General features: G+C 40.8%; 25 protein-coding genes. 2 read left to right on the top strand and 23 right to left on the bottom strand.

Annotated features, from left to right (window positions below; translation table 11 throughout):
• Window positions 1–18: 18 nt before the first annotated feature.
• The 12 genes from HMPREF1210_RS05870 to fapR all read right to left on the bottom strand — a co-directional run bounded on the left by HMPREF1210_RS05870 (window position 19) and on the right by fapR (window position 11472).
• A complete protein-coding gene (locus tag HMPREF1210_RS05870; RefSeq protein ID WP_016427707.1) occupies window positions 19–252 on the bottom strand; it encodes a KH domain-containing protein in 234 nt (77 codons plus the stop codon).
• A gap of 14 nt (window positions 253–266) precedes the next feature.
• Window positions 267–539 (bottom strand): 30S ribosomal protein S16, encoded by a 273-nt coding sequence (gene rpsP, locus HMPREF1210_RS05875; RefSeq protein WP_016427708.1) that lies wholly within the window; start codon window positions 537–539, stop codon window positions 267–269.
• Between the two features lie 104 nt (window positions 540–643).
• Window positions 644–2002, bottom strand: coding sequence for a signal recognition particle protein (gene ffh, locus HMPREF1210_RS05880; protein ID WP_016427709.1), 1359 nt, complete (start codon window positions 2000–2002; stop codon window positions 644–646).
• A 12-nt stretch (window positions 2003–2014) separates the two neighbouring features.
• A complete protein-coding gene (locus HMPREF1210_RS05885) occupies window positions 2015–2350 on the bottom strand; it encodes a putative DNA-binding protein (protein WP_016427710.1) in 336 nt (111 codons plus the stop codon).
• 76 nt (window positions 2351–2426) lie between these two features.
• A complete protein-coding gene (gene ftsY / locus HMPREF1210_RS05890) occupies window positions 2427–3434 on the bottom strand; it encodes a signal recognition particle-docking protein FtsY (protein ID WP_016427711.1) in 1008 nt (335 codons plus the stop codon).
• The gene (gene smc, locus HMPREF1210_RS05895) at window positions 3431–7015 is read right to left on the bottom strand and encodes a chromosome segregation protein SMC (protein WP_016427712.1); all 3585 of its coding nucleotides are present in this window, start codon (window positions 7013–7015) and stop codon (window positions 3431–3433) included. Before smc ends, ftsY begins: the two co-directional genes overlap by 4 nt.
• 2 nt (window positions 7016–7017) lie before the next feature.
• A complete protein-coding gene (rnc, locus tag HMPREF1210_RS05900) occupies window positions 7018–7785 on the bottom strand; it encodes a ribonuclease III (protein WP_016427713.1) in 768 nt (255 codons plus the stop codon).
• A gap of 131 nt (window positions 7786–7916) precedes the next feature.
• On the bottom strand, window positions 7917–8153 hold the full coding sequence (gene acpP, locus HMPREF1210_RS05905) for an acyl carrier protein (protein ID WP_016427714.1): 237 nt from the start codon (window positions 8151–8153) through the stop codon (window positions 7917–7919).
• A 58-nt stretch (window positions 8154–8211) separates the two neighbouring features.
• Window positions 8212–8958 carry a 3-oxoacyl-[acyl-carrier-protein] reductase gene (gene fabG, locus HMPREF1210_RS05910; protein ID WP_016427715.1) on the bottom strand — a complete coding sequence of 249 codons (747 nt, stop codon included), beginning with the start codon at window positions 8956–8958 and terminating at the stop codon, window positions 8212–8214.
• Window positions 8958–9902 carry an ACP S-malonyltransferase gene (gene fabD, locus HMPREF1210_RS05915; protein ID WP_016427716.1) on the bottom strand — a complete coding sequence of 315 codons (945 nt, stop codon included), beginning with the start codon at window positions 9900–9902 and terminating at the stop codon, window positions 8958–8960. Before fabD ends, fabG begins: the two co-directional genes overlap by 1 nt.
• Window positions 9899–10891 (bottom strand): phosphate acyltransferase PlsX, encoded by a 993-nt coding sequence (plsX, locus tag HMPREF1210_RS05920; RefSeq protein WP_016427717.1) that lies wholly within the window; start codon window positions 10889–10891, stop codon window positions 9899–9901. The genes fabD and plsX overlap by 4 nt, the downstream gene beginning before the upstream one ends.
• Window positions 10888–11472, bottom strand: coding sequence for a transcription factor FapR (fapR, locus tag HMPREF1210_RS05925; RefSeq protein WP_016427718.1), 585 nt, complete (start codon window positions 11470–11472; stop codon window positions 10888–10890). The genes plsX and fapR overlap by 4 nt, the downstream gene beginning before the upstream one ends.
• A gap of 320 nt (window positions 11473–11792) precedes the next feature.
• Here fapR and HMPREF1210_RS05930 point away from each other — a divergent pair, with 320 nt between their 5' ends.
• Window positions 11793–13232, top strand: a complete 1440-nt coding sequence (locus HMPREF1210_RS05930) for a PLP-dependent aminotransferase family protein (RefSeq protein ID WP_016427719.1) — start codon at window positions 11793–11795, stop codon at window positions 13230–13232.
• Window positions 13233–14157: 925 nt separating this feature from the next.
• Here HMPREF1210_RS05930 and recG read toward each other — a convergent pair.
• The 5 genes from recG to HMPREF1210_RS05960 all read right to left on the bottom strand — a co-directional run bounded on the left by recG (window position 14158) and on the right by HMPREF1210_RS05960 (window position 20443).
• Window positions 14158–16206: an ATP-dependent DNA helicase RecG gene (gene recG, locus HMPREF1210_RS05940; protein WP_016427721.1), complete on the bottom strand. Its 2049-nt coding sequence runs from the start codon at window positions 16204–16206 to the stop codon at window positions 14158–14160.
• Complete coding sequence (gene sdaAA, locus HMPREF1210_RS05945) at window positions 16199–17095, bottom strand: L-serine ammonia-lyase, iron-sulfur-dependent, subunit alpha (RefSeq protein WP_016427722.1); 897 nt, start codon at window positions 17093–17095, stop codon at window positions 16199–16201. The genes recG and sdaAA overlap by 8 nt, the downstream gene beginning before the upstream one ends.
• 13 nt (window positions 17096–17108) lie before the next feature.
• A complete protein-coding gene (gene sdaAB / locus HMPREF1210_RS05950) occupies window positions 17109–17771 on the bottom strand; it encodes an L-serine ammonia-lyase, iron-sulfur-dependent subunit beta (RefSeq protein WP_016427723.1) in 663 nt (220 codons plus the stop codon).
• Between the two features lie 625 nt (window positions 17772–18396).
• Window positions 18397–20064, bottom strand: a complete 1668-nt coding sequence (locus HMPREF1210_RS05955) for a DAK2 domain-containing protein (RefSeq protein WP_016427724.1) — start codon at window positions 20062–20064, stop codon at window positions 18397–18399.
• A 16-nt stretch (window positions 20065–20080) separates the two neighbouring features.
• Window positions 20081–20443 (bottom strand): Asp23/Gls24 family envelope stress response protein, encoded by a 363-nt coding sequence (locus tag HMPREF1210_RS05960; protein WP_016427725.1) that lies wholly within the window; start codon window positions 20441–20443, stop codon window positions 20081–20083.
• 229 nt (window positions 20444–20672) lie between these two features.
• Here HMPREF1210_RS05960 and rpmB point away from each other — a divergent pair, with 229 nt between their 5' ends.
• Window positions 20673–20861, top strand: a complete 189-nt coding sequence (gene rpmB / locus HMPREF1210_RS05965) for a 50S ribosomal protein L28 (protein WP_016427726.1) — start codon at window positions 20673–20675, stop codon at window positions 20859–20861.
• Between the two features lie 36 nt (window positions 20862–20897).
• Here rpmB and spoVM read toward each other — a convergent pair whose 3' ends face one another.
• From spoVM to HMPREF1210_RS05990, 6 genes are read right to left on the bottom strand one after another with little or no spacing between them, the layout of a single operon-like run.
• Window positions 20898–21014 carry a stage V sporulation protein SpoVM gene (spoVM, locus tag HMPREF1210_RS17570; RefSeq protein WP_016427727.1) on the bottom strand — a complete coding sequence of 39 codons (117 nt, stop codon included), beginning with the start codon at window positions 21012–21014 and terminating at the stop codon, window positions 20898–20900.
• Window positions 21015–21028: 14 nt separating this feature from the next.
• Window positions 21029–21685, bottom strand: coding sequence for a thiamine diphosphokinase (locus HMPREF1210_RS05970; RefSeq protein WP_016427728.1), 657 nt, complete (start codon window positions 21683–21685; stop codon window positions 21029–21031).
• Window positions 21682–22350 carry a ribulose-phosphate 3-epimerase gene (gene rpe, locus HMPREF1210_RS05975; protein ID WP_016427729.1) on the bottom strand — a complete coding sequence of 223 codons (669 nt, stop codon included), beginning with the start codon at window positions 22348–22350 and terminating at the stop codon, window positions 21682–21684. The genes HMPREF1210_RS05970 and rpe overlap by 4 nt, the downstream gene beginning before the upstream one ends.
• Window position 22351: 1 nt before the next feature.
• On the bottom strand, window positions 22352–23233 hold the full coding sequence (gene rsgA / locus HMPREF1210_RS05980) for a ribosome small subunit-dependent GTPase A (RefSeq protein ID WP_016427730.1): 882 nt from the start codon (window positions 23231–23233) through the stop codon (window positions 22352–22354).
• Window positions 23234–23244: 11 nt separating this feature from the next.
• Window positions 23245–25197 (bottom strand): Stk1 family PASTA domain-containing Ser/Thr kinase, encoded by a 1953-nt coding sequence (gene pknB, locus HMPREF1210_RS05985; RefSeq protein WP_016427731.1) that lies wholly within the window; start codon window positions 25195–25197, stop codon window positions 23245–23247.
• A 2-nt stretch (window positions 25198–25199) separates the two neighbouring features.
• Window positions 25200–25949 (bottom strand): Stp1/IreP family PP2C-type Ser/Thr phosphatase, encoded by a 750-nt coding sequence (locus HMPREF1210_RS05990; RefSeq protein ID WP_016427732.1) that lies wholly within the window; start codon window positions 25947–25949, stop codon window positions 25200–25202.
• Between the last annotated feature and the right edge of the window lie 7 nt (window positions 25950–25956).

Here is a 25956-nt window from a genome sequence, read left to right on the forward strand (position 1 = left end):
AGCTCCCTCCTTTGCGTCTTAATCTAAAATGTCGACATACGTCTTCTTTTTGTGGTGACTGCTTGCTGCTGAATAAACAATGGTACGGATTGCTTTCGCAACACGACCTTGCTTACCAATAACTTTCCCCATATCTTCAGCATGGACAGAAAGTTTGTAGACAATACGGTTTGCATTTTCGTCTAATTCAACACGAACTTCTTCCGGATAATCAACTAATGGTTTAACAATTGTTTCAATCAGCTGCTTCATTATGCTGCCCCCGATTATTTAGCGTTTTTTGCGTTATGGAATTTCTCCATGATACCTTGTTCAGAGAACAAGTTACGTACTGTATCAGATGGTTTAGCACCAGTTGATAACCATTTCAACGCTAATTCTTCGTTGATTTTAACTTCAGCTGGTTTTGTTAATGGGTTGTAAGTACCAACTGTTTCGATTTGACGGCCGTCACGTGGAGCGCGAGCGTCAGCAACAACAATACGATAGAAAGGAGATTTTTTAGCTCCCATACGTTTTAAGCGAATTTTAACTGCCATGTTTAATAGCACCTCCGAATAGTTTCACACAAGATAGTATATTATCAAGGATTTATTTGTTTGTAAAGTGTTTTTTCTTAACACCTAATATTTTGCCTGAAAAATCACTTGAAAAGGGAATCCAAGCCAGGCATTTTCATCTTTTTCTTGCCTTTTTGTTGTTGCATGTTCGACATTTGCTTCATCATTTTCTTCATGTCTTCGAATTGCTTAAGCAAACGGTTCACGTCTTGAATAGACGTTCCAGATCCTTTTGCAATTCGTTTTTTCCGACTGGAGTTAATGATATCCGGTGTCGTTTTTTCTTGAGGTGTCATAGCGTAAATAATCGCTTCTACACGCCCCATTTGTTTTTCATCAACTTTGGCATTTTCTAGCCCTTTGATTTTACCTGCCCCGGGAAGCATTTTAATGATGTCCTCAAGAGGACCCATTTTCTTCACTTGGTTCAGTTGTTCAACAAAATCATCTAACGTAAAGCTTTGAGTTCTGAATTTCTCTTCCAACTCTTTCGCTTTTTCTTCATCTACGTTAGCTTGAGCTTTTTCAATCAACGACAACATGTCACCCATCCCTAAAATACGGGAAGCCATACGCTCAGGGTGGAAAGGTTCAAGGGCATCCATTTTTTCACCCATCCCGACAAATTTAATCGGTTTTTGAGCTACTGAACGAATGGAAAGTGCTGCACCACCACGTGTGTCCCCATCAAGTTTCGTTAGGACAACACCTGTAATGCCGATGCTTTCGTTGAAGCTTTGAGCAACGTTGACAGCATCTTGACCTGTCATTGAATCTACCACTAGGAACACTTCATCCGGTTCCTTCAATGCACGAATGTCTTTCAATTCTTGCATAAGGTCCTCGTCGATGTGTAAACGTCCCGCAGTATCAATGATAATGACATCGTTGTGATCTTCTTTTGATTTCTCAAGAGCTTGACGGACGATTTCAACAGGAGAAACTTCTGTCCCTAATGAAAATACAGGCAACGATAACTGCTTACCAATTGTTTGCAATTGTTGGATGGCTGCTGGACGATAAATATCCGCTGCTACCAATAAAGGATTACGGTTATATTTTTTACGCAAAATATTCGCCAATTTCCCGGTAGTGGTTGTTTTACCAGCACCTTGCAAACCGACCATCATTATAACGGTTGGTGGTTTTTTCGCAAACTGAATCGGGCTTTGTTCCCCACCCATCAATTCAGTCAATTCATCTTTTACGATTTTGATGACTTGTTGACCTGGAGTCAAACTCTTCATGACATCCACGCCAACTGCACGCTCACTTACTTTTTTGACGAATTCTTTGACTACTTTTAAGTTTACGTCTGCTTCGATTAAAGCAAAACGGACTTCTCTCATCATTTCTTTGACGTCTGCTTCGGAAACTTTACCTTTACCTTTAATACGTTGGATGGTTCCTTGCAGCCGCTCGGCTAATCCTTCAAATGCCATGCATGCCGCCTCCTAATCCGATTCTTTTAGCATCTCAATCAATTCAGAAGCTAGTTCTTTATTGACTGATTCCGCTTGAATTACTTGTTGTAATTGATTCATTACAAGTTGGCGTTGCTGAAATTTTTCCAGTAATTTAAGTTTTTCTTCGTATTCTTCTAACATCGCTTCTGTGCGACGAATATTATCATAGACAGCTTGTCTTGAGATTTCGTATTCGTCAGCTATTTCACCCAGTGAGTGATCATCCAGATAATAAAGATGCATATAGCTTCGTTGTTTATCGGTCAGCAAAGACTGATAAAAATCATATAGAAAGTTCATACGTGTCGTTTTTTCAAGTAGCATTGTGATCTCTCCCACCTACAACTTCCTACATGTATCATATCGAGCATTACTTTGAGCGTCAAGTATTTTTACTTGTCTACTTAGTATCTTCCGCTTCTTCCTGCTCCAGACCTTCTGCAAATAAACCGTATACATATTTCTCCGTATCGAAAGGCTGTAAATCGTCCATTTTTTCTCCGAGCCCTACAAATTTAACCGGGATGTGCAATTTGTTACGGATTGCCAGAACAATTCCGCCTTTTGCTGTTCCATCTAACTTTGTCAGAACAATTCCTGTTACATTTGTTGCATCTTTGAATGCTTGTGCTTGGACTAATGCATTTTGACCTGTTGTCGCATCAAGTGCAAGCAACACTTCGTGTGGAGCACCTGGTACTTCACGTTCGATTACGCGATGAACTTTTTGCAATTCATTCATCAAGTTCACTTTGTTTTGCAATCGACCAGCCGTATCACAAATCAATACGTCAATCCCTTTGCTTTTCGCTGAACGTACCGCATCGTACATAACCGCTGCAGGATCTGACCCTTCGGATTGTTTAATTACTTCAACTCCTACGCGGTCTCCCCAAACTTGCAGTTGATCAATTGCACCCGCACGGAAAGTATCTCCAGCTGCCAGCATGACAGTTTTTCCTTGTTGTTTCAGGCGATGTGCAAGTTTACCAATGGTTGTTGTTTTTCCAACGCCGTTTACCCCTACAAACAAAATAACCGTTAAGCCATCTTCCTGAATAAGGAGTTCGTTTGATTCTTCTTCACCAGATTCGTATATTTCTACTAACTTCTCAGAAATCACAGATTGAATACCAGCAGTGTCTTTCATGTTTTTACGTTGAACCTCAAATCTCAACGCATCCATCAATTCCATTACCGTTTCAACCCCAACATCGGCTTGAAGCAATAAATCTTCCAGTTCCTCAAAGAAATCCTCATCCACTTTACGGTACTTCGCCACTAAATCATTCACTTTGGAAGTAAATTGATTGCGTGTTTTAGATAATCCATCCTTGAATTTTTCGGATATAGAAACCGATTCACTGGTTCCTGTTAATTTTTCTTTCATTTTTTTAAAGAAACTCAAGCTCTTTCGCTCCCTTGTGCGACAAGTGTCGGTTGATCTTCTTGCATTTTGACAGATACCAATTTAGAAATACCTGATTCCTGCATGGTAATTCCATATAGAACATCTGCACCTTCCATCGTACCTTTGCGATGGGTGATAACGATAAACTGTGTATCTTGACTAAATTTTTTCAAGTATTGACTGTAACGAATTACATTTGATTCATCCAGTGCCGCTTCTACTTCATCCAGAATACAGAACGGTACAGGACGAATGTTTAGAATGGCAAACAATAAGGCAATGGCTGTGAGCGCACGCTCTCCACCTGAAAGCAAACTTAAATTTTGTCGCTTTTTCCCAGGAGGCTGGGCAACGATTTCGATGCCAGTTTCCAGCATATCTGAAGGATCGGTCAATACTAAATCCGCTTGGCCACCACCAAACAATTCTCGGAAGACGCGGCCGAATTGCGCCCGAATGGCGTAGAATGTATCACTGAAACGCAACGTCATTTCTTCATCCATTTCTTTAATAGCTTCATGCAATGTTTCTTTTGCATCCAATAAATCCTGACGTTGATCGGTCAGGAAAGCATGACGCTCAGAAACTCGTTCGAATTCTTCAATGGAGGCTACATTCACAGGACCCAACTCTTCAATGGATTGCTTCAGCAGTTTCACTTTTTTTCGTGAAACGTCTTCTTCAAATGTATCCATATCTGGCAGTTCCAATTCATCCAATGTCAGATGATAGTTTTCTTCCAGCTGGGTATGCAGCGTATGCTGTTCAACGTCAAAACGATTCAGCTTCACTTCAGCGGCTCTCAAAGCGTCCAACTGTTGTTTATGCAAATGTTGATTTTTCTTCAGTTGCAGTTCAACCTGTTGTAGTTGGACATGAATTTGTCCACGTTTTTCTTTGCCTACGGTAATACGATCAACAAGTGTTTGCTTTTTCTCTTTCCACTCAATCAGTTGCTGGTCAATTTCTTCCGGAGTTGGACCCATTTGATTGTCACCAGATTCATACCATTGCATTTCCTGTTTGGCGTGATCAAGCTTTTGCGAAACTTTTTGTTGTTTTTCCTGCAAATCGACAACTACATCGTTGGAAACATTCAATTGCTCGGTTAAAACCGCCTGTTTTGAACGAAGTTCAGCCATTTGTTCTGTTAATTGATCCCGTTCATTCAGCGTCTGTGATTTGAGATTGGTTAACCGATTGATTGTATCATTCAGTGTTTCCAGTTCATTCTTTAATTCATGAAGACGTTGCTGAGCTTGATTTTTCTTTTCTTTTGCTTGTTCATGTCGACTTGAAACATCTTTTGTTTCCGAATTGGAAATAAATGCTCGTTCATTAAGACGCTTGAAAGCGGTTTCGAGTTCACGAAGATTAGAACTTAGTTCCAATTCCTGCGCTCTGCGTTGTTCCCCTTCGGTACGCATACTTTCAAGTAACTCAACTTGTTGGTCAATAGACTTTTTCAGTGTGGCCACTTGAGATTCAGCTGTAAGAATGGACTGATCCATCGCTTTTAATTTCATTGAAAGTTCATCCAGCTCGGCTTTCCTTGAGAAGACAGAAGACTGTTGCTTAGTGAATCCTCCGGTCAATGAACCGCCTGCATTGACGATATCTCCATCCAGTGTAACAACTCGGTAGCGATATTGAATGGATTTGGCAATTTGGGAAGCCCCTTGCAAATCTTTGACCACAATGACATTTCCAAGTAAATTTTCGACAATGGATTTTGACGATGGATCAAAGGAAACGAGTTCATCCGCTGTTTGAACGAAAGAAGGATGACCTCCAATGCTTCTCAATGTATCCGCTTGTATTTTTCTCGACTTCATGACCGTCTTCGGAAGGAATGTAGCACGGCCAGAGCGTTTGTTTTTCAAAAACGCAATAGCTTTTCGCGCATCTTGATCCGACTCGGTAACTATATGTTGCATAGCTCCACCAAGCGCTGTCTCGAGCGCTTTTGTATATTCAGGCTTTACTTGAATAAGCTCTGCTACCGCACCTGTAATGCCGGACAGTTCGCCCTTTTCACGCGCAACCAATACTTCTTTGACGCCTTGGAAGAAACCAGAGAAATCCGCTTCCAGTGCTTCTAACGATTCTTTTCTTGCTTTCAACTGTTGTTGGTGTTGATAAGCTTGATATAGCATCGATTGCTTGGAATCAAGTTTCTCTTTTTCTTTCGAGAAAGCCTCTTGACGTTTTTTGTAATCAGTCAGGTTTTTGTCCAGTTCACTTCGAATTTGTGATAACTGCTTATCCACTTGCTTCTTTTGTATCTCGACAGTTGATAAGTCTGAAGTAATCTGTTCATATTCATTCGTCATTTTATCTTTGAATTCATGTTGTTGAAGAAGCTGTTGCTCCAAATGTTTCAGTTCATTTTTGACAGTCGCTTCTTCATTTAACAAATCAATATATGTTGACTTATGATCTTCGATTTCCACTTCAATCTCTGCACTGGATTGTTTCAACAAATGATCCAACTGTTTGACTTCCTGTTGGACATTTCGCAATTCCGTTCTTGCTTTCGAGGTAGCGGCTTGCTTTAGTTCCAACTGGGTCGTTAACTGGTTTTTCTCTTCTTCAAGTTCATCAATGGTTAAGCGTAGTTTATCGATTTGCTGGTCCATATTTTGACGCTTTTCAGCCATCAATTGTTTACGCCCATCCCAGCGCTCAAGCTCGGAACTGGCTTCAACAAGTGATTCCTGTGAATCATCAATTAATCGGTCCTGCTCTGTCAATTGCTCACGAACCGTATGTAACTCAGTTTCCATTTTAGCTATGAGGTCTTCCAGTTCCTTTTCTTGCTTTTCGAAGACTTCCACTTCCTGCTTAACTTCACCTAAGCGTTTTTCAACACGTACCAAATCAAAAGCAATTAACCCTAAGTCAACGTCCTTTAATTCTTCGGACATGCGCAAATAATCGGTGGCTGCTGACGCTTGCATTTGAAGCGGCTCCATCCGACTATCCAGTTCGTGTAAAATATCCAGCACTCTGTGTAAATTGTCATCGGTTTCAAACAATTTGTTCTCGGCTTTCTTTTTACGCAATTTATATTTTAGAACACCCGCAGCTTCTTCAAAAATAGAACGGCGGTCTTCTGGACGACTGTTGAGAATTTCATCCACTCGTCCTTGTGAAATAATCGAAAAGGCTTCTTTACCTAGCCCGGAATCCATAAATAAATCATTAATATCTTTTAATCTACAAGTTTGTTTATTTAATAAGTATTCACTATCGCCCGAACGAAACACGCGTCTCGTGACACTGATCTCGTTGTAATCCAATGGCAAGCGCTCATCTGAGTTATCAAGTATAAGAGTAACTTCTGCAAAATTAAGCGCTTTTCGTGAGTCGCTTCCTGCAAAAATGACATCTTCCATTTTGGCGCCGCGAAGTGATTTTGCGGACTGTTCTCCCAAAACCCATCGAATGGCATCCGTTACATTACTTTTCCCACTTCCATTTGGACCGACCACTGCGGTCACGCCTGGTACAAAATCAATGCCAATTCGATCCGCAAACGATTTAAATCCAATGACTTCAAGTCGCTTTAGGAACAAATTTAGCCCTCCTGTCTGCTTGCAACTTGGCCTTGTATGCGAATAATCGCTACTTGGGCCGCTTTTTGTTCAGCTTCTTTTTTAGACTTGCCTTTACCTTCACCCAACTCGGTGTTGCCTAATCTCACACTGGAGACAAACGTTCGATTGTGGGCAGGTCCCTTTTCTTCTACAATTTCATAGTTCAATGCACCATTGTTCATTTGTTGAACCATTTCTTGTAACTGACTCTTGTAATCCATCACATGCGAAAAAGCACCGATTTCGACTTTTGGAAACACAACTTGTTCCAAAAACTTCACAACAGGTTGTAAGCCTTGATCTAAATATAGTGCGCCGACAAATGACTCAAACACATCTGCAAGAAGTGCTGGTCTTTCGCGTCCACCTGTAATCTCTTCTCCCTTACCTAAAAGCACATACTTCCCAAAGTTTAATTCATTCGCAAATAAAACGAGTGACGGTTCGCAAACGATCGCCGCACGTAATTTGGTCAATTCACCTTCGCTCATGGCAGTAAACTTTTGAAATAAGTATTGAGAGACAGAGAGTTCAAGAACAGCGTCACCTAGAAATTCAAGTCGCTCATTGTCCGTGTAAAATTTCCGTCGATGCTCATTCACATAGGATGAATGGGTAAATGATTGATAAAGAAGTTCAGGGTTTTGAAATTGAACTCCTAATTCTTGCTGTAATACCGCAAATGATTGCTTGACTGTTTCGGAAAATGTTCCGTTTTTTTGAGGAGTTCCTCTACGTTTACCCGTCATCTATATAATCTGCCTTCCTTTAGTTTCTACGGTCTAGTTTACCCGTTTGTCCTGTAATGTGCAAAAAGAAATAGAGACGCGATAGACCATTCTTAAAGAATGTCTATCGCGTCTCGCAAGTGAATAATTGCTTATCCTTGTTTGCTTTCGATATAAGTAACTGCATTTCCTACAGTACTGATCTGTTCAGCATCTTCATCTGAAATCTCCATGTCGAACTCATCTTCCAATTCCATTACAAGTTCAACTACATCTAGAGAGTCAGCACCTAAATCATCACGGAAAGAAGCTTCCATTTTCACTTCGCTCTCGTCTACACCTAAACGATCTACGATTACTTTTGTTACGCGCTCTACTACTGTTGCCACTAAAGTCACCTCCCCTCAATGATTATACAAAAAACCACGCTTACTTCATAGAGGATAATTACATTATCATTCCGCCATCGACATGAAGCGTTTGACCTGTAATGTAGTTCGAATCATCGGAAGCCAAAAATACAACCGCTTTTGCTACATCTTCAGGATTACCTAGCTTCGCCAACGGAATTTGAGTCAGCATTTGCGATTTCATTTCTTCGGACAGTTCGTCTGTCATATCAGTAGTGATGAATCCTGGTGCAATAGCGTTGACATTAATGTTACGACTAGCCAATTCTTTCGCAGTTGTTTTCGTCAATCCAATAACACCCGCTTTAGCCGCTACATAGTTAGCTTGACCCGCATTACCTGAAACGCCGACAATCGATGCAATATTGACGATTCTGCCAGCACGTTGCTTCATCATTTGGCGAGTAACGGCTTTCGTACACAAAAATACACCTTTTAGATTTGTGTTGATCACGTCGTCCCACTCATTTTCTTTCATACGCATTAAGAGATTGTCGCGTGTAATCCCAGCATTGTTGACTAAAATATCGATACTGCCGTAACGGCTCATTGTTTCAGCAATCATTGCAGATACACTTTCTGCATCGCTGACACTTGCCTGAATGGCGAAAGCTTCTCCACCATTTGCAAGTATGTCATTCACAACTTCTTCAGCTTTTGCTTGGCTGCCGCTGTAGTTCACAGCAATGCGTGCCCCTTCTTTAGCTAAATACTTTGCGATTTCAGCACCAATTCCTCGTGAAGCTCCAGTGACGATTGCCGTTTTCCCCATTAATTTCCCCATTACGCCCACTCCTTTGCTGCCTCAATTACTTGCTCAACAGTTTCGTTATCATAAGCTGCATAAACGACTGCCGATCGATCAATTTTTTTCACTAATCCACTCAGAACTTTACCAGGTCCACATTCAATGAATGTGTTTACGCCTAAGTCCAATAATGCACGGATTGATTCTTCGAAACGCACAGGTGAATAAAGTTGTTCAACCAGTAGCTGTTTCATTTCCTCAGCCGATGTTACAGGTCCGGCAGTAACATTTGAAATAACAGGAACATCTGTATTATGCATGTCCAGTTCATTTAATGCATTCTCCAGTTTCGATGCTGCAGGTCTCATAAGCTCAGAGTGGAACGGTCCGCTGACAACCAGTGGGATCGCTCGTTTAGCTCCAGCTTCTTTTGCTTGCAGACAGGCTTTTTCAACGCCGGCTTTTGTTCCTGATATGACGATTTGGCCAGGACAATTCAAGTTTGCGAGTTGGACAACTTCACCCTCAGCTGTCACTTGATCCGTTACCATTTTTAGAGCATCAGCTTCCATACCGAGAATGGCAGCCATAGCCCCTAGTCCAGCAGGTACCGCTTCATTCATAAATAACCCACGTTGATGGACAATTTTCACACCGTCTTCAAAAGACATAACGCCTGATGCAACAAGTGCTGAATATTCTCCAAGACTATGACCTATTGTATAATCTGGTTTTAAACCAGCAGCTTGCAGAAGTTCAGATACCATTGTGCTTGTTGTCAAAAGTGCGGGCTGTGCATTATAAGTGTACGTCAATTCTTCAACCGGTCCTTCCAACATCAGCGTTGAAAGGGAGAATCCCAATTGCTCATCGGCTTTATCATAAAACGCCTTGTTACCTGTATTGCTCTGAACCAATTCATTCCCCATGCCAATCGCTTGAGATCCTTGTCCTGGAAAAATAAATGCAATTTTTGTCATTTAGTTTTACCTCCTTCAATAGTTGAATGGATTGTGCCACACACATCAAATTCAACCATTGTACGTGCCTGGCGGATTGCGTTCATTACGGCATTGGCATTGGAAGACCCATGTGCTTTGATGACAGGTGCTTTCAGACCAAATAATGCAGCGCCTCCGTATTCGGTATAATCCATTTTGTTTTTTAGACCACGTAAATCATCTTTGACTAGATAAGCGGATATTTTTGATTTCGTAGAAGCGCCAAATACTCCTTTTAACATACTGAAAAAGCTAGCTGCAGTTCCTTCTATTGACTTCAATACCATGTTGCCTGTAAAACCATCCGTCACAACAACATCAGCGACATTCATCAGTAAATCTCGTGATTCCACGTTCCCAACGAAGTTAATCGGTGCTTGTTGTAATTGACTAAAAGCAGCCTTCGTTAATTCATTTCCTTTTGTTTCTTCCGTCCCGATGTTCAGCAATCCAACTCGTGGTGATTCGATCCCACGTACTTTTGCCGCATAAATACTCCCCATAATACCGAACTGAACCAAATGCTCAGGCTTCGCATCAGAATTTGCTCCCAAATCGAGCATAACAAATCCTTGTCCATCGATTGTCGGCAATGTTGGAGCAAGTGCAGGGCGCTCAATTCCTTCAATTCGACCTACGATGAAAAGTCCAGCAGCCATTAATGCTCCCGTGTTACCAGCAGATACACACGCATTGGCTTCTCCGTTTTTCACGGCTTCCGCCATGCGAACCATCGAAGCATCTTTTTTCCGACGAATCGCTCTTACAGGCTCATCGTCTGCTTCTATTTTTTCTTCTGTATGTATAAGTGTTAACCGTTCATGAGTTGAAAGAAACGGTTTCACCTTTTCTTCATGACCGTATAAAAGAATATGGATATCTTCGAATTGCTCCAGTGCTTTTAAAACACCTTCCACGATTTCTTTAGGTGCGTGGTCTCCACCCATTGCGTCTACTGCGATTCTCATGATACATCACCTTTACCATGCTCATTTGTGCGATACATTTCAAAATGTCCTTCAAAAACAATTTCATTTTCGACAGTTGAAGTGACTTCGACAAATGTGCGATTTTTATCTTGATCTTTTTTTGTCACTGCTGCTTTTGCAATAACGCGATCTCCAAGTTTGACTGGTTTAACAAAAGACAAATTCGATTTCACAGTCAACGCTAACTCATCATTAATGACAGCCACTGCCAACGAATTGGCCTGAGCGAATAAATGATGCCCACGTGCGATTCGATTTCGTTTGAATACATGTTCCGTTTTAACGTCAAACAATGAAATTGCTCGGACATCCAACTCAATGTCTACCATTTCACCGATTACTTCATTTAACGGCAATGAACGTACCTCATCTTCAAAAGATTTCGAAGCGACATGTTTTATGCGCTCGCGTAACTCGGGAATTGATAATTCCAATCGATCCAATCGTATTGTCTGGACACTTACGCTAAACTGGCCTGCCAGCTCTTCATCCGTGATGAAGGGATTATTTTTTATCGTATCTATTAACAGTTGTTGACGTTCTTTTTTTGAGCGTTTCATATGGTCACCATCCGATATTAGCACTTGGTACTAATATCAGTATATTAATACAACAAAAAGAATGCAAGGATTCTATGAAAGTTCATACTTCAAATGGAGCATCAAAAGAGTGCATTTTTCAAAGGCGAGCAATTTTTTCGGGCCATCTAAGAAAAGAAGAAGTTAAAGAATATTTCATACAGACTAATTGATGCATAGCGTTTAATTTTTCTCTTGGTGGCATTGGTGCCATAATAGAGACAAGCAAAAGAAATCGTAACTAAACCAATAAAACACACGATCAACTGCATTGATAAACGTACTAAAGGGGAATGTGAAAAATGAACTGGATGCCGGATAGAAATGCCAAAAAAGCGATCTATAAACAGCTTGCGGAATATATCGAAGCCGGAATTGCGGATGGAACTTTTCCGCATGATGAACCACTTCCGTCGGAAAGGTTCTTGGCTAAGGAATATAACATTAACCGCAGTACAGTTGTGTCTGCATACGACGAATTGGAATCCAATGGGCTTATCCAAAGAAAAAGAGGAAGCGGTACAACAATAAATAAAGACATATGGGGGATTACGAAGAAACGGATTCCGAGTTGGAATCGATATATTGAGGCTGGCTCTATATTGCCTAATTTAGCCGTAACCCAAAAAATCCGAAAAGAAGTGGCTGATCATAAATTGATCAATTTAGCGAGTGGAGAATTGTCGGAAGACCTCTTCCCACAGGCCACACTGAGAAGCATTGCATCAAACAGATCATTTTTCGGAAGCTTGGGCTATGATCACCCTCAAGGGAATGTGATATTAAGAAATACAATTGCAAAACATGTGATTCATCAAAGGAAAATGGAGGGAACAGATCCGTCCTCAATCCTTATTACCTCTGGTGCACAGCAAGCTTTGCATTTAGTCATCCAATGCCTGTTAAAGCCAGGTGATGCAGTAGCTATAGAGAATCCATCGTATTCTTACAGTCTCCCTATATTCAAATCTGCAGGTATCAGGACCTATTATTTGCCCATGGACACGGAAGGAATTAATCCGGATGACTTAGTATCCTTATATAAAAAGCATAAAATCAGAATGATTTTCTTGAATCCCGCTTTCCAAAATCCAACTGGAACATTTCTATCCCAGAGTAGAAGAAAAGCTGTTTTGGACATATCATCTAAGTACGGAATTCCTATTGTGGAAGATGATCCATACAGTTTATCTTCCTTTAGGGGTGATGAAGTCACCACCTTAAAGTCGATGGACACCCAAGGGAATGTCCTGTATATAAGTTCATTATCAAAAATCGTGGCTTCCGGATTGAGGATTGGCTGGATCATAGGTCCAAAAGCGGTGATTGAACGATTGACAGATGCGAAGCAGCAGATTGATTTTGGACATTCGAGTTTCACTCAATGGATTGCAAATGATTTCCTGGAATCAGAAGACTTTCCTGCACATATAAAAAGGTTAAACATGCAGTTGAAAAAGCGAAGAGATCAAATAGCCAAAAGCCTTGAATTTTTTCTTGGGAAACAAGTCGATTTTCATGCTCCCGAAGGAGGAATTCATATCTGGTGCAAGCTGAATATAGAATTTAATGAAATGAAACTGCTGGAAGAATCCATAAAAAGAGGGATTATATTCGTTCCTGGAACAACAATGGGTTCAGAAAAAGGATATGTCCGTTTTACATTTGCTAGAGAAAATGAAGGAAATATACATGAAGGAATAAAACGATTTGCAGAAGCCTTGCAAGTGGTTCAAGAGTAATTTATTTTTGAAAATAGCACAAAAGTGGATGGTATAATTAATACCGAAATGGATGGTCATAAATTTAGTAAATCCTTTATAATTATATGCGATAGGGCAGTAGGAAAAGTAGAAATACATTTTTTATATCATATGTAATCATTTCAATGTTTGAATGTAAGGATATATTCTAAACAAGGTTTACGATAAAGATGACATTCAAGGAGGAAATATGAACATTCTCATTTTATTAATTATCGTTTCCATAATTTTGGTAATCGCTCTGGTAAGTACACTTTTAGTTACAAAAGAAAGAGACGCTGTTTATAGTAGTGAAAAAAGTATGACTAAACTTGGATTGATGTATAGCGCCTTACTTCCACTAATAATTATTGTAGCGTTGATTTTTTGGTTTTAAAATAAATACCATTTGAATGGTTTGACTATTCAACATGGAGAAATCGCACAGGAAAATGCTCCTGTGCGATTTTTTGCGTACAATGTAGTTCGACTCGAGTCACCACGCTAATAATTAATGGCTTTGGCGCATAGCAAGCCGCAAGAATGAAAATGGTCAAAGGTAGTTTGACCTGCAGCTTGTTGACAAAAGAATAATAATTAATCTAAAAGTATAAAAATTGAGTTCTTATTTTTTGCACTCTATCGAAATAGATTGTGGTCGGCTATATCTTTCGCTTTCCGCGGACGAAACGCTAGCCTCCTCGGTTCAACTGTCTATGACAGCTGAGCCTGTGGGGTCTAACTTGTTTCGTTTTTCCGCAGGAGTCTTCAGAAATAGCCAACCACCTTCCAACTTATATATTTTACAGAGACACGATTACAGAAGCAATTTCTTTTGATTGGAGTGGAGGCGACTTGTTGGCATGCGGTACGTGCGGCATGCGCAAATGGACGATAAACAACCATACCATTTAACAGAGCTTAATTAATCAATCCGTTCTCCATCCATGGCACCAGATTTTTCCAAGTAGTTCCGCAAACACTTTGTCTCATCACTTGTCCAAAATTCATCTGAGGAAATAAATCTTTCAGCGTCTTGTCTTGCAGTTTCTAGTGCACGGTAGTCATGGACGAGGTCTGCCATCTTGAACTCTGGCATCCCGCTTTGTTTCCGACCGAAAAAATCACCTGCTCCACGAAGTTCCAGATCTTTTTCAGCAAGTTTGAATCCATCATTGGTTTCTGTCATTGACGTCATTCGTTCTTTACCTTCCTCGGATTTCGGATCAGCCAATAAAATACAATAGGACTGTTCAGAGCCACGCCCTACACGACCGCGAAGCTGATGAAGTTGGGCCAAACCAAAACGTTCTGCATCATAAATAACCATAAACGTGGCATTCGGAACATTCACCCCTACTTCTACTACTGTAGTGGATACGAGAACTTGAACTTCCCCATCACTGAATGCCCTCATCACTTCATCTTTTTCACTCGAATGCAAACGGCCATGCATCAGACCTACCTTATATTTCTGATGGAAAATGGAAGACAATTGTTCGTAAACTTCCACTGCATTCTGCACATCCAGTTTATCCGATTCTTCAATGAGTGGACAAATGACGTAGGCTTGTCTACCAGCTTGAAGTTCTACCACCATGCGTTTAATGATTTGATCAAAAAGCTCCTTTTTAACCCAATGCGTTTCAATCTCTTTTCGCCCAGCTGGCATTTCATCAATAATGGATACATCCATTTCACCAAAAGCTGTAATCGCCAGTGTGCGGGGAATCGGTGTTGCCGTCATGAATAATACATCCGGGTTCATTCCTTTGTCCCGCAGCACCCTACGCTGTTCCACACCGAATCTATGTTGTTCATCGGTAATGACGAGACCAAGTTTCTTAAATTCTACGTCCGGCTGAATAAGTGCGTGTGTTCCTATGAGCAAGTCAATCTCCCCATTTTGAAGTTGCTCCAGTAAAATTCTTCTTGCTTTTGTTTTGGTGGAACCGGTTAATAGTGCCATACGTATCCCCAGAGGTGACAACCAATCATGGAGTGACGCGGCATGTTGCTCTGCCAAAATTTCCGTTGGAGCCATCATGGCGCCCTGGTAGCCTGCGGTAATCACTGCATACAAACCAATCGCAGCAACAACCGTTTTACCCGAACCAACATCACCTTGAAGCAAGCGGTTCATACGGTGTGGCTCTTTTAAATCTTTACATATTTCATTGACTACCCGCTTTTGAGCATTCGTCAGTTCGTATGGAAGTGCAGCAATTAAGTCTTTTAATTTCTGGACATCATAGGCAATGGAGAGCCCTTTATTTTGTTCTTTACGCGCTTTTTTTATCGCTTGCATTTTCAATTGGAACTGCAATAATTCTTCATAAACAAATCGTCTGCGTGCCTGTTTCACATGTTCGGCAGATTTCGGGAAGTGTATCCCTTCCAGCGCTTCATGCACTGGTAAAAGTTTATAAGTTTCTCTTAAGCTATGTGGCAGACATTCTTCTAAATCGTTTGCCACTTCCTGCAAAGCCTGATGCATAAATTTACGGAAAGTTTTTTGATGAAGAGATCCTTTCAGGCTATACATGGGCTCAAAATCCACATTGTCCGTTTTGGGTCCTGGCGAAAAATTGGATACGCTGATCGCCTGACGACCTCGATCCCATTTACCTGTTACCGTTATGATTTGACCGCTGGTTATTTTATTCTTCAAGTATGCCTGATTAAAAAAGACCACTTTAATTAAATGTGGTCCTACGAGAAGTCTAATTTGCATACGAGATTTGTTTTTCCCTAAAAAAAGAACGGAAGGTTCACTTTCGACCCTTCCCTCCACTGTTATCCGTTCATTATGTGGTGTTTCTGAGATGTTTTTTAAACGAAAATCTTCATGACGATATGGAAATGTCATGACTAAATCCAGTAAAGTAACAATGCCCATGTCATTCAGTGTTTTTTCTGTTTCGCCACCAATACCTTTTAAACTACTGACTGCCTGAAGTGCTTTATCAGACACCTTTTACAAATTCAGCACCAAAGATTCTTTCTGCTAGTGCTCTTCCTGTAGGTGTCGCAGCTAAACCGCCCTGCGCAGTTTCTTTTAATGCAGTTGGCATTGTTTGACCAATTTTAAACATGGCATCAATAACTTCATCACAAGGTATACGGCTAGTCACGCCTGCTAGAGCCATATCTGCAGCAACCAATGCGTTTGCAGCTCCCATCGCATTGCGTTTAACACATGGAACTTCTACTAATCCCGCAACAGGATCACAGACTAGACCCAGCATATTCTTCATCGTTATCGCAAAAGCTTCCGAACATTGCTGTGGAGTACCGCCGGACATTTCAACAATCGCTGCCGCTGCCATCGCCGCTGCTGATCCTACTTCCGCCTGACATCCTCCAGCAGCTCCTGAAATGGATGCATTGTTAGCTACCACGAATCCAAAAGCTCCTGAAGTGAACAAGTAACGTATCATTTCTTCACGTGTAGGATTCAATTGATTTTGCACAGCGAATAAAGTACCAGGCACTACGCCTGCTGAACCTGCAGTCGGTGTTGCACAAATCGTCCCCATAGCCGCATTTACTTCGTTAGTTGCTACAGCTTTACTAACTGCATCAATCAACAATGTGCCAGAAAGCGTTTTGCCTTTTTTCATGTAATTTTGAAGTAGCACTGCGTCTCCTCCAGTTAAACCTGAAGTGGATTGAACGCCTTTCAATCCTTTTTCAACTGCTTCTTCCATGACCGTCAAGTTGCGGTCCATTTGATTCATGATGTCTTCACGGCTTCTTCGTGTAACCAACATTTCCTGCTCAATCATCAACTCAGAAATCAATTTATTTTCACTGTTAGCCAAAGCGACCAATTCTTTTACATTACGAAATAGAACATTCATTTATATAACTCCTTTAATCTGCAATTTTCGTTACTTGTGTGATATAAGGCAATTGTGAGATTTGCAATAACACATGATCTTCGATTGGCTCGTCCACTTCAATAACCATTAACGCCCTCTGACCTTGCTCTTTTCTAGACACTTCCATATGTCCAATATTGATATTTTGTTCCGCCAGACAGCTTGCTACTTTTGCAATACTCCCTGGTTTATCATCATGTACAACTAAAATTGCAGAATGATTTCCTGATAAGCGAAGCGGGAAACCATTTAATTCACTGATTTCGATTTTTCCGCCACCAATGGAAATGCCGATTAGTTCCATTTCGCCTGAATCGTCGCCAATGACAATACGTGCTGTATTGGGATGCTCAGTGTGACCGCTTTCTGGGATGAATTCAAATGTCATGCCAATATCTTTTGCCAGCTCAAACGAAGTTTTGATGCGTTCATCAAACGTGTCAAAACCAAGTAATCCCCCAACAATGGCAATGTCTGTCCCGTGCCCTTTGTATGTTTCGGCAAAAGAGCCATATAAATAAATTTTTGCCCACTTTGGCTGTCTGCCAAATAATTCGCGGGTCACCAGACCAATTCTTGCTGCACCTGCTGTATGTGAAGATGAAGGGCCAATCATGACTGGACCAATAATATCAAAGACTGATTTAAACTTCATTTTAATAACCCCTTTGTTTCGAATTTCTACTAACAGTTTACAATATAAGTGCACATTAAACAAAAGTAATAGAATCCGCTTACATTTATGTGTCAAGCCATGTTAAATATTGCTGTTGAGATTCCGCAAAATAGCTACGCTTTCTTAGGGCGAGCGTCAAGACTCCTCAGGCCAACAGGATGTTGGTCACGAAGGCGTTGCCACACGAAGTGCGTACTTAGTCTTCGTTCTTATGTTCGCTTCTGCGGGGTCTCGACTGTTTCGCTATCCCTCAGGAGTCTTCGCTGTTTTGGATCCTGTAGTTACTCGTCGGAAAGATATTGGCCATTCGTCCAATATCTTTCCTGCGGGTTAAGCATGTCCAAGTGAGAATCCACAGAGAACGAATTGTGCAAAATTGCTTTTGTACAATTCGTTTGCGACGAAGATAGCGTACCTATGCAACGCACTTTCATGTTTCGAAGCTAGTAGAGCGATGTAGAAACAGGAGCACAGATTTTTTCGCGTGAGGAGGCTCACGAACTGCACGCAGAATGCGTCCGCTCGTAACGGAAATCAATAGTCTAGTTTAACAGAGCTTTGTATAAAAAAGCAGTGAACCGAATTGATTCACTGCTTTTGTGTATTATTCTACTGAGATGATGTATGGATATAACGGTTGTTTCCCATTATAAACTTCCACATCTGCATGAGAGAATTTCTCTTCTACAAATGCAGCCAACTCGTTGGCATCGACTTCCGTAACGTCTTCGCCGTAAATGATGGTAATGATTTCTGCATCTTCATCAACCATATCCTTGAGAAGTGTTTGAGAAACTTCTTCGAGTGAAGGTGTGGCAAGAATAATCTTCCCTTCTGAAATCGCCATGAAGTCATCCTTCTGGATTTCAACACCATCGATGGAAGTATCACGAACCGCAAACGTTACTTGGCCAGTTTTGACGTGTGCAAAAGCTTCAGTCATTGTTGCTTTGTTGTCTTCAACAGAAGCTTCCGGATTGAATGCTAACAATGCCGCCATTCCTTGAGGAACAGATTTTGTTGGTACTACTGCCGCTTCAATACCCATCACTTCTGCAGCTTGCTCAGCTGCCATGATTATATTTTTGTTGTTCGGCAAAATAAGAACTCTTTCAGCGCCAACCGCTTCAATCGCTTTGACGATATCTTCCGTAGAAGGGTTCATTGTTTGACCGCCCTCAATGACTGCACTTGCACCTACACTTTTCAGAAGTTCGGAAATTCCTTCACCCATCGCAACGGTAACCACTGCATACGGATGTTTTTTTGCAGGAGCGGCAGTCGGTTGATCTTTTTTGTAATCATCTCCAACAATTTCAGCATGCTGCTGACGCATGTTTTCAATCTTGATTTTGATAAGATCGCCATATTTCTGACCATAGCTTAAACAATTACCAGGTTGTTCAGAGTGGATATGTACCTTTGCAATCTCGTCATCCGAAATAACCAGCAATGAATCACCGAATTGACTCAAACCTTCGCGGAAGTCATTTTCATTGAAAGGATGTTCTGCTACTTTTTCTGGAATGAATTTCACCATGAACTCCGTACAGTATCCAAATTCAATGTCCGATGTATCCATGAAGCCCTGAACATTTTTATGATGTTCCGCACTTACAAGATCATCCATTGAATAAGCAGAGGTCTTCTCAGGTAATTTCTCGCCTTTCATCGAAGCAATGAAACCTTCATAAACGAACACAAGACCTTGTCCACCAGAATCAACTACACCAACTTCCTTTAATACCGGAAGTAAATCAGGCGTACGTGCCAAAGACGCTTTTGCTTCTTTAAGCAACTCATCCATCACAACAATGACATCGTCTTCATGTTCTGCAACTTCAACCGCTTTTTTAGCAGAATCTTTTGCTACGGTCAAAATAGTTCCTTCCACTGGTTTCATGACTGCTTTATAAGCCATATCCACACCATGTTGGAATGCGTGGGCAAACTCTTTTGCCGTCAAAGATGATTTAGTTTCAACATCTTTTCCGAATCCACGGAAAAGTTGGGATAAAATAACGCCCGAGTTCCCACGGGCACCCATCAACAATCCTTTTGATAGTGCTTGTGCTGTTTTTCCAATATGAGCAACTGCATGTGCTTCTGTTTCTTTTGCTCCAGAAGACATGGATAAGTTCATGTTCGTTCCCGTGTCACCATCGGGAACAGGAAAGACGTTTAGCGCATCCACATAATCTGCATTCTGAAATAGATGATGGGCACCCATTTTCACCATTTCTGCAAATTGAATTCCGTCTAAAGACTTCATATCCTACTTCCTCCTCTTATGGGTTCGTAACACGAACTCCTTGAACGTAAATATTTACTGATTTCACTGCTAGTCCTAATGTCTTATTTAATGTGTATTTAACTTTCGATTGAACTTGATAAGCTACTTCTGACACTTTAGTGCCGTAGCTGATGATGATGTACATATCTATGTGAAGATCCTCGCCATTTTGGCGTACAAGTACACCCTTAGCAAAATTTTCTTTACGTAAAATATCCGTTAAACCATCTCGAATTTGGTGTTTAGTAGCCATTCCTACAATTCCATAACACTCAATAGCTGCTCCACCTGCAATTTGGGCAACGACGTCATTTGAAATATCAATTTGACCGAATTCGTTTTTTAACTCAATTGACATAGAGTATGCCTCCTTATAAGTCCTTTTTGACTACCCATTATTGTACTACACAAAGTCCTTTAATAAAAGAAAACGTTAACATCTCCTGCATTTGTCTGTAAAGGCTTTTTTCTTGAAAGAGGGGTTAAAACTTGTTGCAAAGAAATTTACTATATGTTAAATTATTAAAGTATGTGAAATATCGAACTGAAAAAAATCTTTCAGCTTCTTTTTTGAGGAGGAAAATAGTATGCCAAAAGTATGTGTAATTTCAGGGCGCAAAGCTCGTGCTGGTAACGCTCGTTCTCACGCAATGAACTCAACAAAACGTACTTGGGGAGCTAACCTACAAAAAGTTCGTATTCTTGTAGACGGCAAACCAAAACGTGTATGGGTTTCTGCGAGAGCATTGAAATCTGGAAAAGTTGAGCGCGTTTAATCTTCGCGCCCATAAGTAATGCCAGACTGACATAAGTCAGTCTGGCATTTTTTCGTTCCTCTTCTTCGGTTTATCCTCGGTATTCATCCAACCTAAACACATTCTTACAAACCCACTTACAAATTTCGGTAATCTAAACGTATAAACACGCATGCTTTCACTCCTTCTTATTGATCTGAGCTACGTATTAATAAACATATGCCAGATGTAAAGGAGATAGACCCTTGTTCGTCCAATACTTCATTACTTGTAAACCGGGAAATGCCCATTTCAATCGTCTCATCGCTGACATTATATTTCATACCTGCTAATGTCACGTGTTCCACGCTTCCTTGAAAGGCAAAAAAAGATACAAATGGAAACTGTTGATCCTTCGTTAACTTGGTTACACCAGGAGTCAGCAGCTTCATTTCATTCCATTTGTTGCGTATTGTAAATTGAATGGAGGCATTGTCCGTTTGAAAACGATAAACACTGTTAAGTACAGCCATAAAGTGATCTAATCGACCACCCGTCACACCTGTCAGTACAATATGATCAGGTTCGAAAGTCAATGACTCGTCGATTGCTAAATCGGTATCCGTTTCATTCTTTTCTGCAGGTGCAACTTTCACTGACGCTACTTGGTTTTTCAATTTCGAAAATTCTTCCGGTGACAATGAATCAAAATCACCTATAGCCACGTCCGGAAGAATTCCACTTTCGATTAAATAAATAGCACCTTTGTCTGCACCGATAAAAATAATTTCATCGTTATTTTTTAGGGTCGCAAAATCAGCTAATTCATCAGCTGGTCCACCTGCGCAAATTACGGCCGTCTTCATCCGCGGATTGCTCGTTCGCCTGCTTCTTTAATTTCCTGTAATGCAGCAGTACGATCCGTTTTACTGTAAATTGCTGAACCGGCTACAAAAATGGTCGCGCCTGCCTCTGCACAAGGAATAATGGTCTCAGCATTAATACCACCATCAATTTCAATTTCAATATTCAATCCTTTTTCTTTAATTATGTCAGAAAGTTGTTGAACTTTCGGAACGACCGAATGAATGAACTTCTGTCCACCGAAACCTGGATTGACCGTCATGAACAACACCATATCGATGTCGTCAAGAATATGTTGGATGCTTTCAACCGGCGTATGTGGATTTAATACCACACCTGGTTTCACTCCAAACGAACGGATTAATTGAATGGTACGGTGAAGGTGAGTACACGCTTCAACATGAACCGTAATGTAATCGGCACCAGCTTTTGCAAATGACTCAATATACAAATCCGGATTTTCAATCATTAAATGAACGTCTAAAGGAAGATCCGTTACAGGTCTTAAAGCTTCCACCACAATTGGACCCATCGTAATGTTAGGCACGAAATGTCCGTCCATTACATCGATATGGATTAATTCCGCACCAGCTTTTTCGACTTCTATTACTTCTTCAGCCAATTTCGAAAAATTAGCAGCAAGGATAGATGGAGCAATTTTTATCATATTAATACCTCGGCTTTCGATCGTTTATTTCATCTAAAAACTTCATGTAATGTTTGTATCGATAATCTTTGATTTCTCCGGTTTCCAGTGCAGCAAGAACTGCACATTTCGGTTCACTTATGTGTAGGCACCCTCTGAATTTACATCGTTCTGACGCCTCGCGGAATTCAGGAAAACAATCGGATAACTGCTCTTTTTCAATCTCATCGAAATCAAAGGAACTGAATCCCGGAGTATCCGCTAGTAACCCCTCACATACTTCTAAAAGTTCTACATGGCGAGTCGTATGTTTCCCCCGTCCAAGGGCTTCCGAAATAATACCTGTCTTTAAATTCAACGATGGCAGCACTGTATTTAACAGTGTAGATTTTCCTACACCGGATTGTCCTGCCAAAACGCTGATTTTTCCTTTCAGGATCGGAGCGATATTGGACACCAGATCATCATCATCCTTATAGGTTTCAAGCATTTCATATCCAATCGCACGATAATCATCCAAATAAGGCTGGATTTTACTCATCTCTTCTTCAGAAAGTAAATCTGTTTTTGTCAGACAAATAATTGGCTCTACATTAAATGACTCCACGACAACAAGAAAGCGATCCAGCAATAATGGATTGAAATCGGGTTCAGTCAGGGAAAACACCAGTAAGGCTTGGTCAATATTGGCAATAGGTGGGCGTACGAGTGCATTTTTACGTTCATGCACCACTGTTATCGTGCCGTCTGAACCGCTTTCCACTTCATAATCGACAAAGTCCCCAACTAGCGGGTTGACACCACGATTTCTGAATACACCGCGTCCACGGCATTGTATAAATTGTTCTCCGTCCTGAACATAGTAAAATCCACTAAGTGCTTTTCGTATTTGTCCTGTTGGCATTGTATACCTCCCTATTCGAAGCTGTCATACTCGATTATTTCATCTACGATGACTTTCGAGTCGACCATTATTCGATATGCTCCTTTTTGTCCTTCTTCAATTTTCAATTGAATTTGTTGCTTTTTGTTTTCAGTGAGTACATATTCCTCTACTGGTTCTGTCAGTGAGTGTGTTTGATCTTGCAGATAAATTCGTACGATCTGCTCAGTGCCCGGATCATCTGGTTCATATGGGATTTCTACTGTTGTCACAAACGTTTTAATTTGTTTGGCGGCAGGACCTTTTGATAAAACGATTTCAATCGAACTGCCTAGTTCAAGTTTTGTGCCCGCAACTGGATTTTGTGAAATGACAAATCCTTCCGGTACATCTTCAGAATACTCTTCTTTAATGATGCGAATATCAAACCCGGATGATCGAGCATAGTCATTCAACGTTTTCTCGTTGTATTGTCTTCTCAAATCAATCACACTTTGCAACTCCGGTCCTTTACTCACAGTGAAAACAAGATCGGTCTCATCCGGAATGACTTCGGAGAACTCAGATGGACTTTGAGAGATAATGCGCCCCTCAGGCTCATCCGAGAATACTTCGTCTGCTTTGATGGACTTGAATTTTTGCGAAGCCAGTAATTCTTTCACTACGTTGTATTCACGTCCGGCATAGTCTGCAAGCGTCACTGACTCTTTCCCACTTGAAATAATGAATTCAATTTCAGTTGCTTCTTCCCGGATTTTTCCTGCTTGTGGGATTGTCCGAATAACTTGGCCTTCCTCAACTTCTTCCGACGATTCCTGTTTTTCATTTCCTGCAATGAATCCAACTTCTTCCACCTTATCGATTGCTTCACTTAATGGCAAATTCGCTACGTCCGGAACTTCGATTTTTTTGGGACCAAATATCCCTGGAAATGCCACAACAATCACTAAACCTGCAAGCAATAAAAATGCAAGAATGCCCACTATCCATGGCCATTTTTTCTTCTTCTTTTTTTCTTCCACAACGGGAGGTACTACCACCGGTTCTTTTTTAAGATGTTTTGTCTTTGCTAATGAATCGTAACTAGCATCTTTGATGACCGGCATTGCTTTTGTAGCCCCATCATCATCTAAAGGAATCTCAAAAGCTTTCTCATTTGCGCGCTCTTCCGATAAAACATTTTGCAAATCTCGCTGCATTTCTTCTACATTCTGATAACGGTTACGTGGATCTTTCGCCGTCGCTTTCATGACAACATTTTCAAGGCTTTGTGGAATGCTTGGTACTGCTGCCCGAACCGATGGTGTATCGGTTTGTAAATGTTTCAACGCAATGGATACCGCTGACTCTCCTGAAAAAGGAAGCTTGCCGATAAGTAATTCATACAACACAATTCCAAGCGCATAAATATCCGATTTTTTTGTTGCTGTACCACCACGAGCTTGTTCAGGTGATAAATAATGGACAGTGCCTAACACGGAATTGGTCTGGGTAAATGAAGTTGCACTCAAAGCCATCGCAATTCCAAAGTCCGTGATTTTAACATGATGGGTACCATCCATCAAAATATTTTGGGGCTTGATATCACGATGAATGATTTGATTTTGATGAGCATGTGCAATCGCAGACGTTAATTGCTTCATGATAGTTACAGCTTCATTCGGTGACAGAGGTGCTGCATCAGTAATATATTGTTTCAAGGTCTTCCCTTCAACAAATTCCATGACCAAATAGTGAATGTCCCCATCTTCACCTACATCGAAAATATTGACGATGTTCGGATGAGTCAAACTGGTAGCTGAAAGTGCTTCACGCTGGAATCTACGATGTAAATCATCTTCATTAGAGAAGTCGTATCGTAAGACTTTTATTGCGACATCCCGATCGAGAATCATGTCGTGTGCGAGGTAAACATTGGACATGCCCCCTCCACCGATCATTTCGAGAACTTTATATCGACCGCTGATTCTTTTGCCTAAGAGCACGACTACACCTCCTCTTTCGTATTTGTGATTAAAACGAGAGAGATGTTATCTTCTCCACCTTTTTCATTGGCAAGATTCACTAAACGGGATCCTTTTTCACCAACTGAAAGATTGGTCTTTAAAATATTCGTCATGTCATCCATTGATAATTTGTTACTTAATCCATCAGAACATAATAATAAGTAAGAATATGTAGGAATCTGAATTGAAATAAAGTCCGGCTCGATGCTTTTTTGCGTTCCTAATGATTTCGTAATCAAATTTTTCTTCGGATGACTTTCTGCTTCTTCTTCGCTGATTTCTCCACTTTCCACTAAGACATTAACAAAAGAATGGTCTCTTGTTAATTGCTTCATTTTCCCCTCATGCCATTCATAGGCCCGACTATCTCCGATATGACAAAGAATTTTTTCGGCATCTGTTAATATAACTGCCAGGAAAGTAGTACCCATCCCTTGGCAATCCTCGTGTCTTAGGGAATAATCAAAAATGCTACTATTGATTTTCTTTACGGCCTGTAAAAACCACTCTTTGATGGATTCCTCAGTAGAAAATTGATTCAAGGCAGCGCTTTCAAAACTTTCTCCGATTTTTGTGATAGCCATCTCACTTGCGATATCACCAGCATTGTGTCCGCCCATGCCATCAGCAATGACGCCTAAACGGACAAAATCCGATCGCACGAAAACTGCCGCGCGATCTTCATTCACCGATCTTTTTTTACCAATATCACTTAATACCGTGTATTTCATCAATGGT

Origin of the sequence: Paenisporosarcina sp. HGH0030 (genome assembly GCF_000411295.1) — a bacterium.
In the GTDB taxonomy this organism is placed as follows: domain Bacteria; phylum Bacillota; class Bacilli; order Bacillales_A; family Planococcaceae; genus Paenisporosarcina.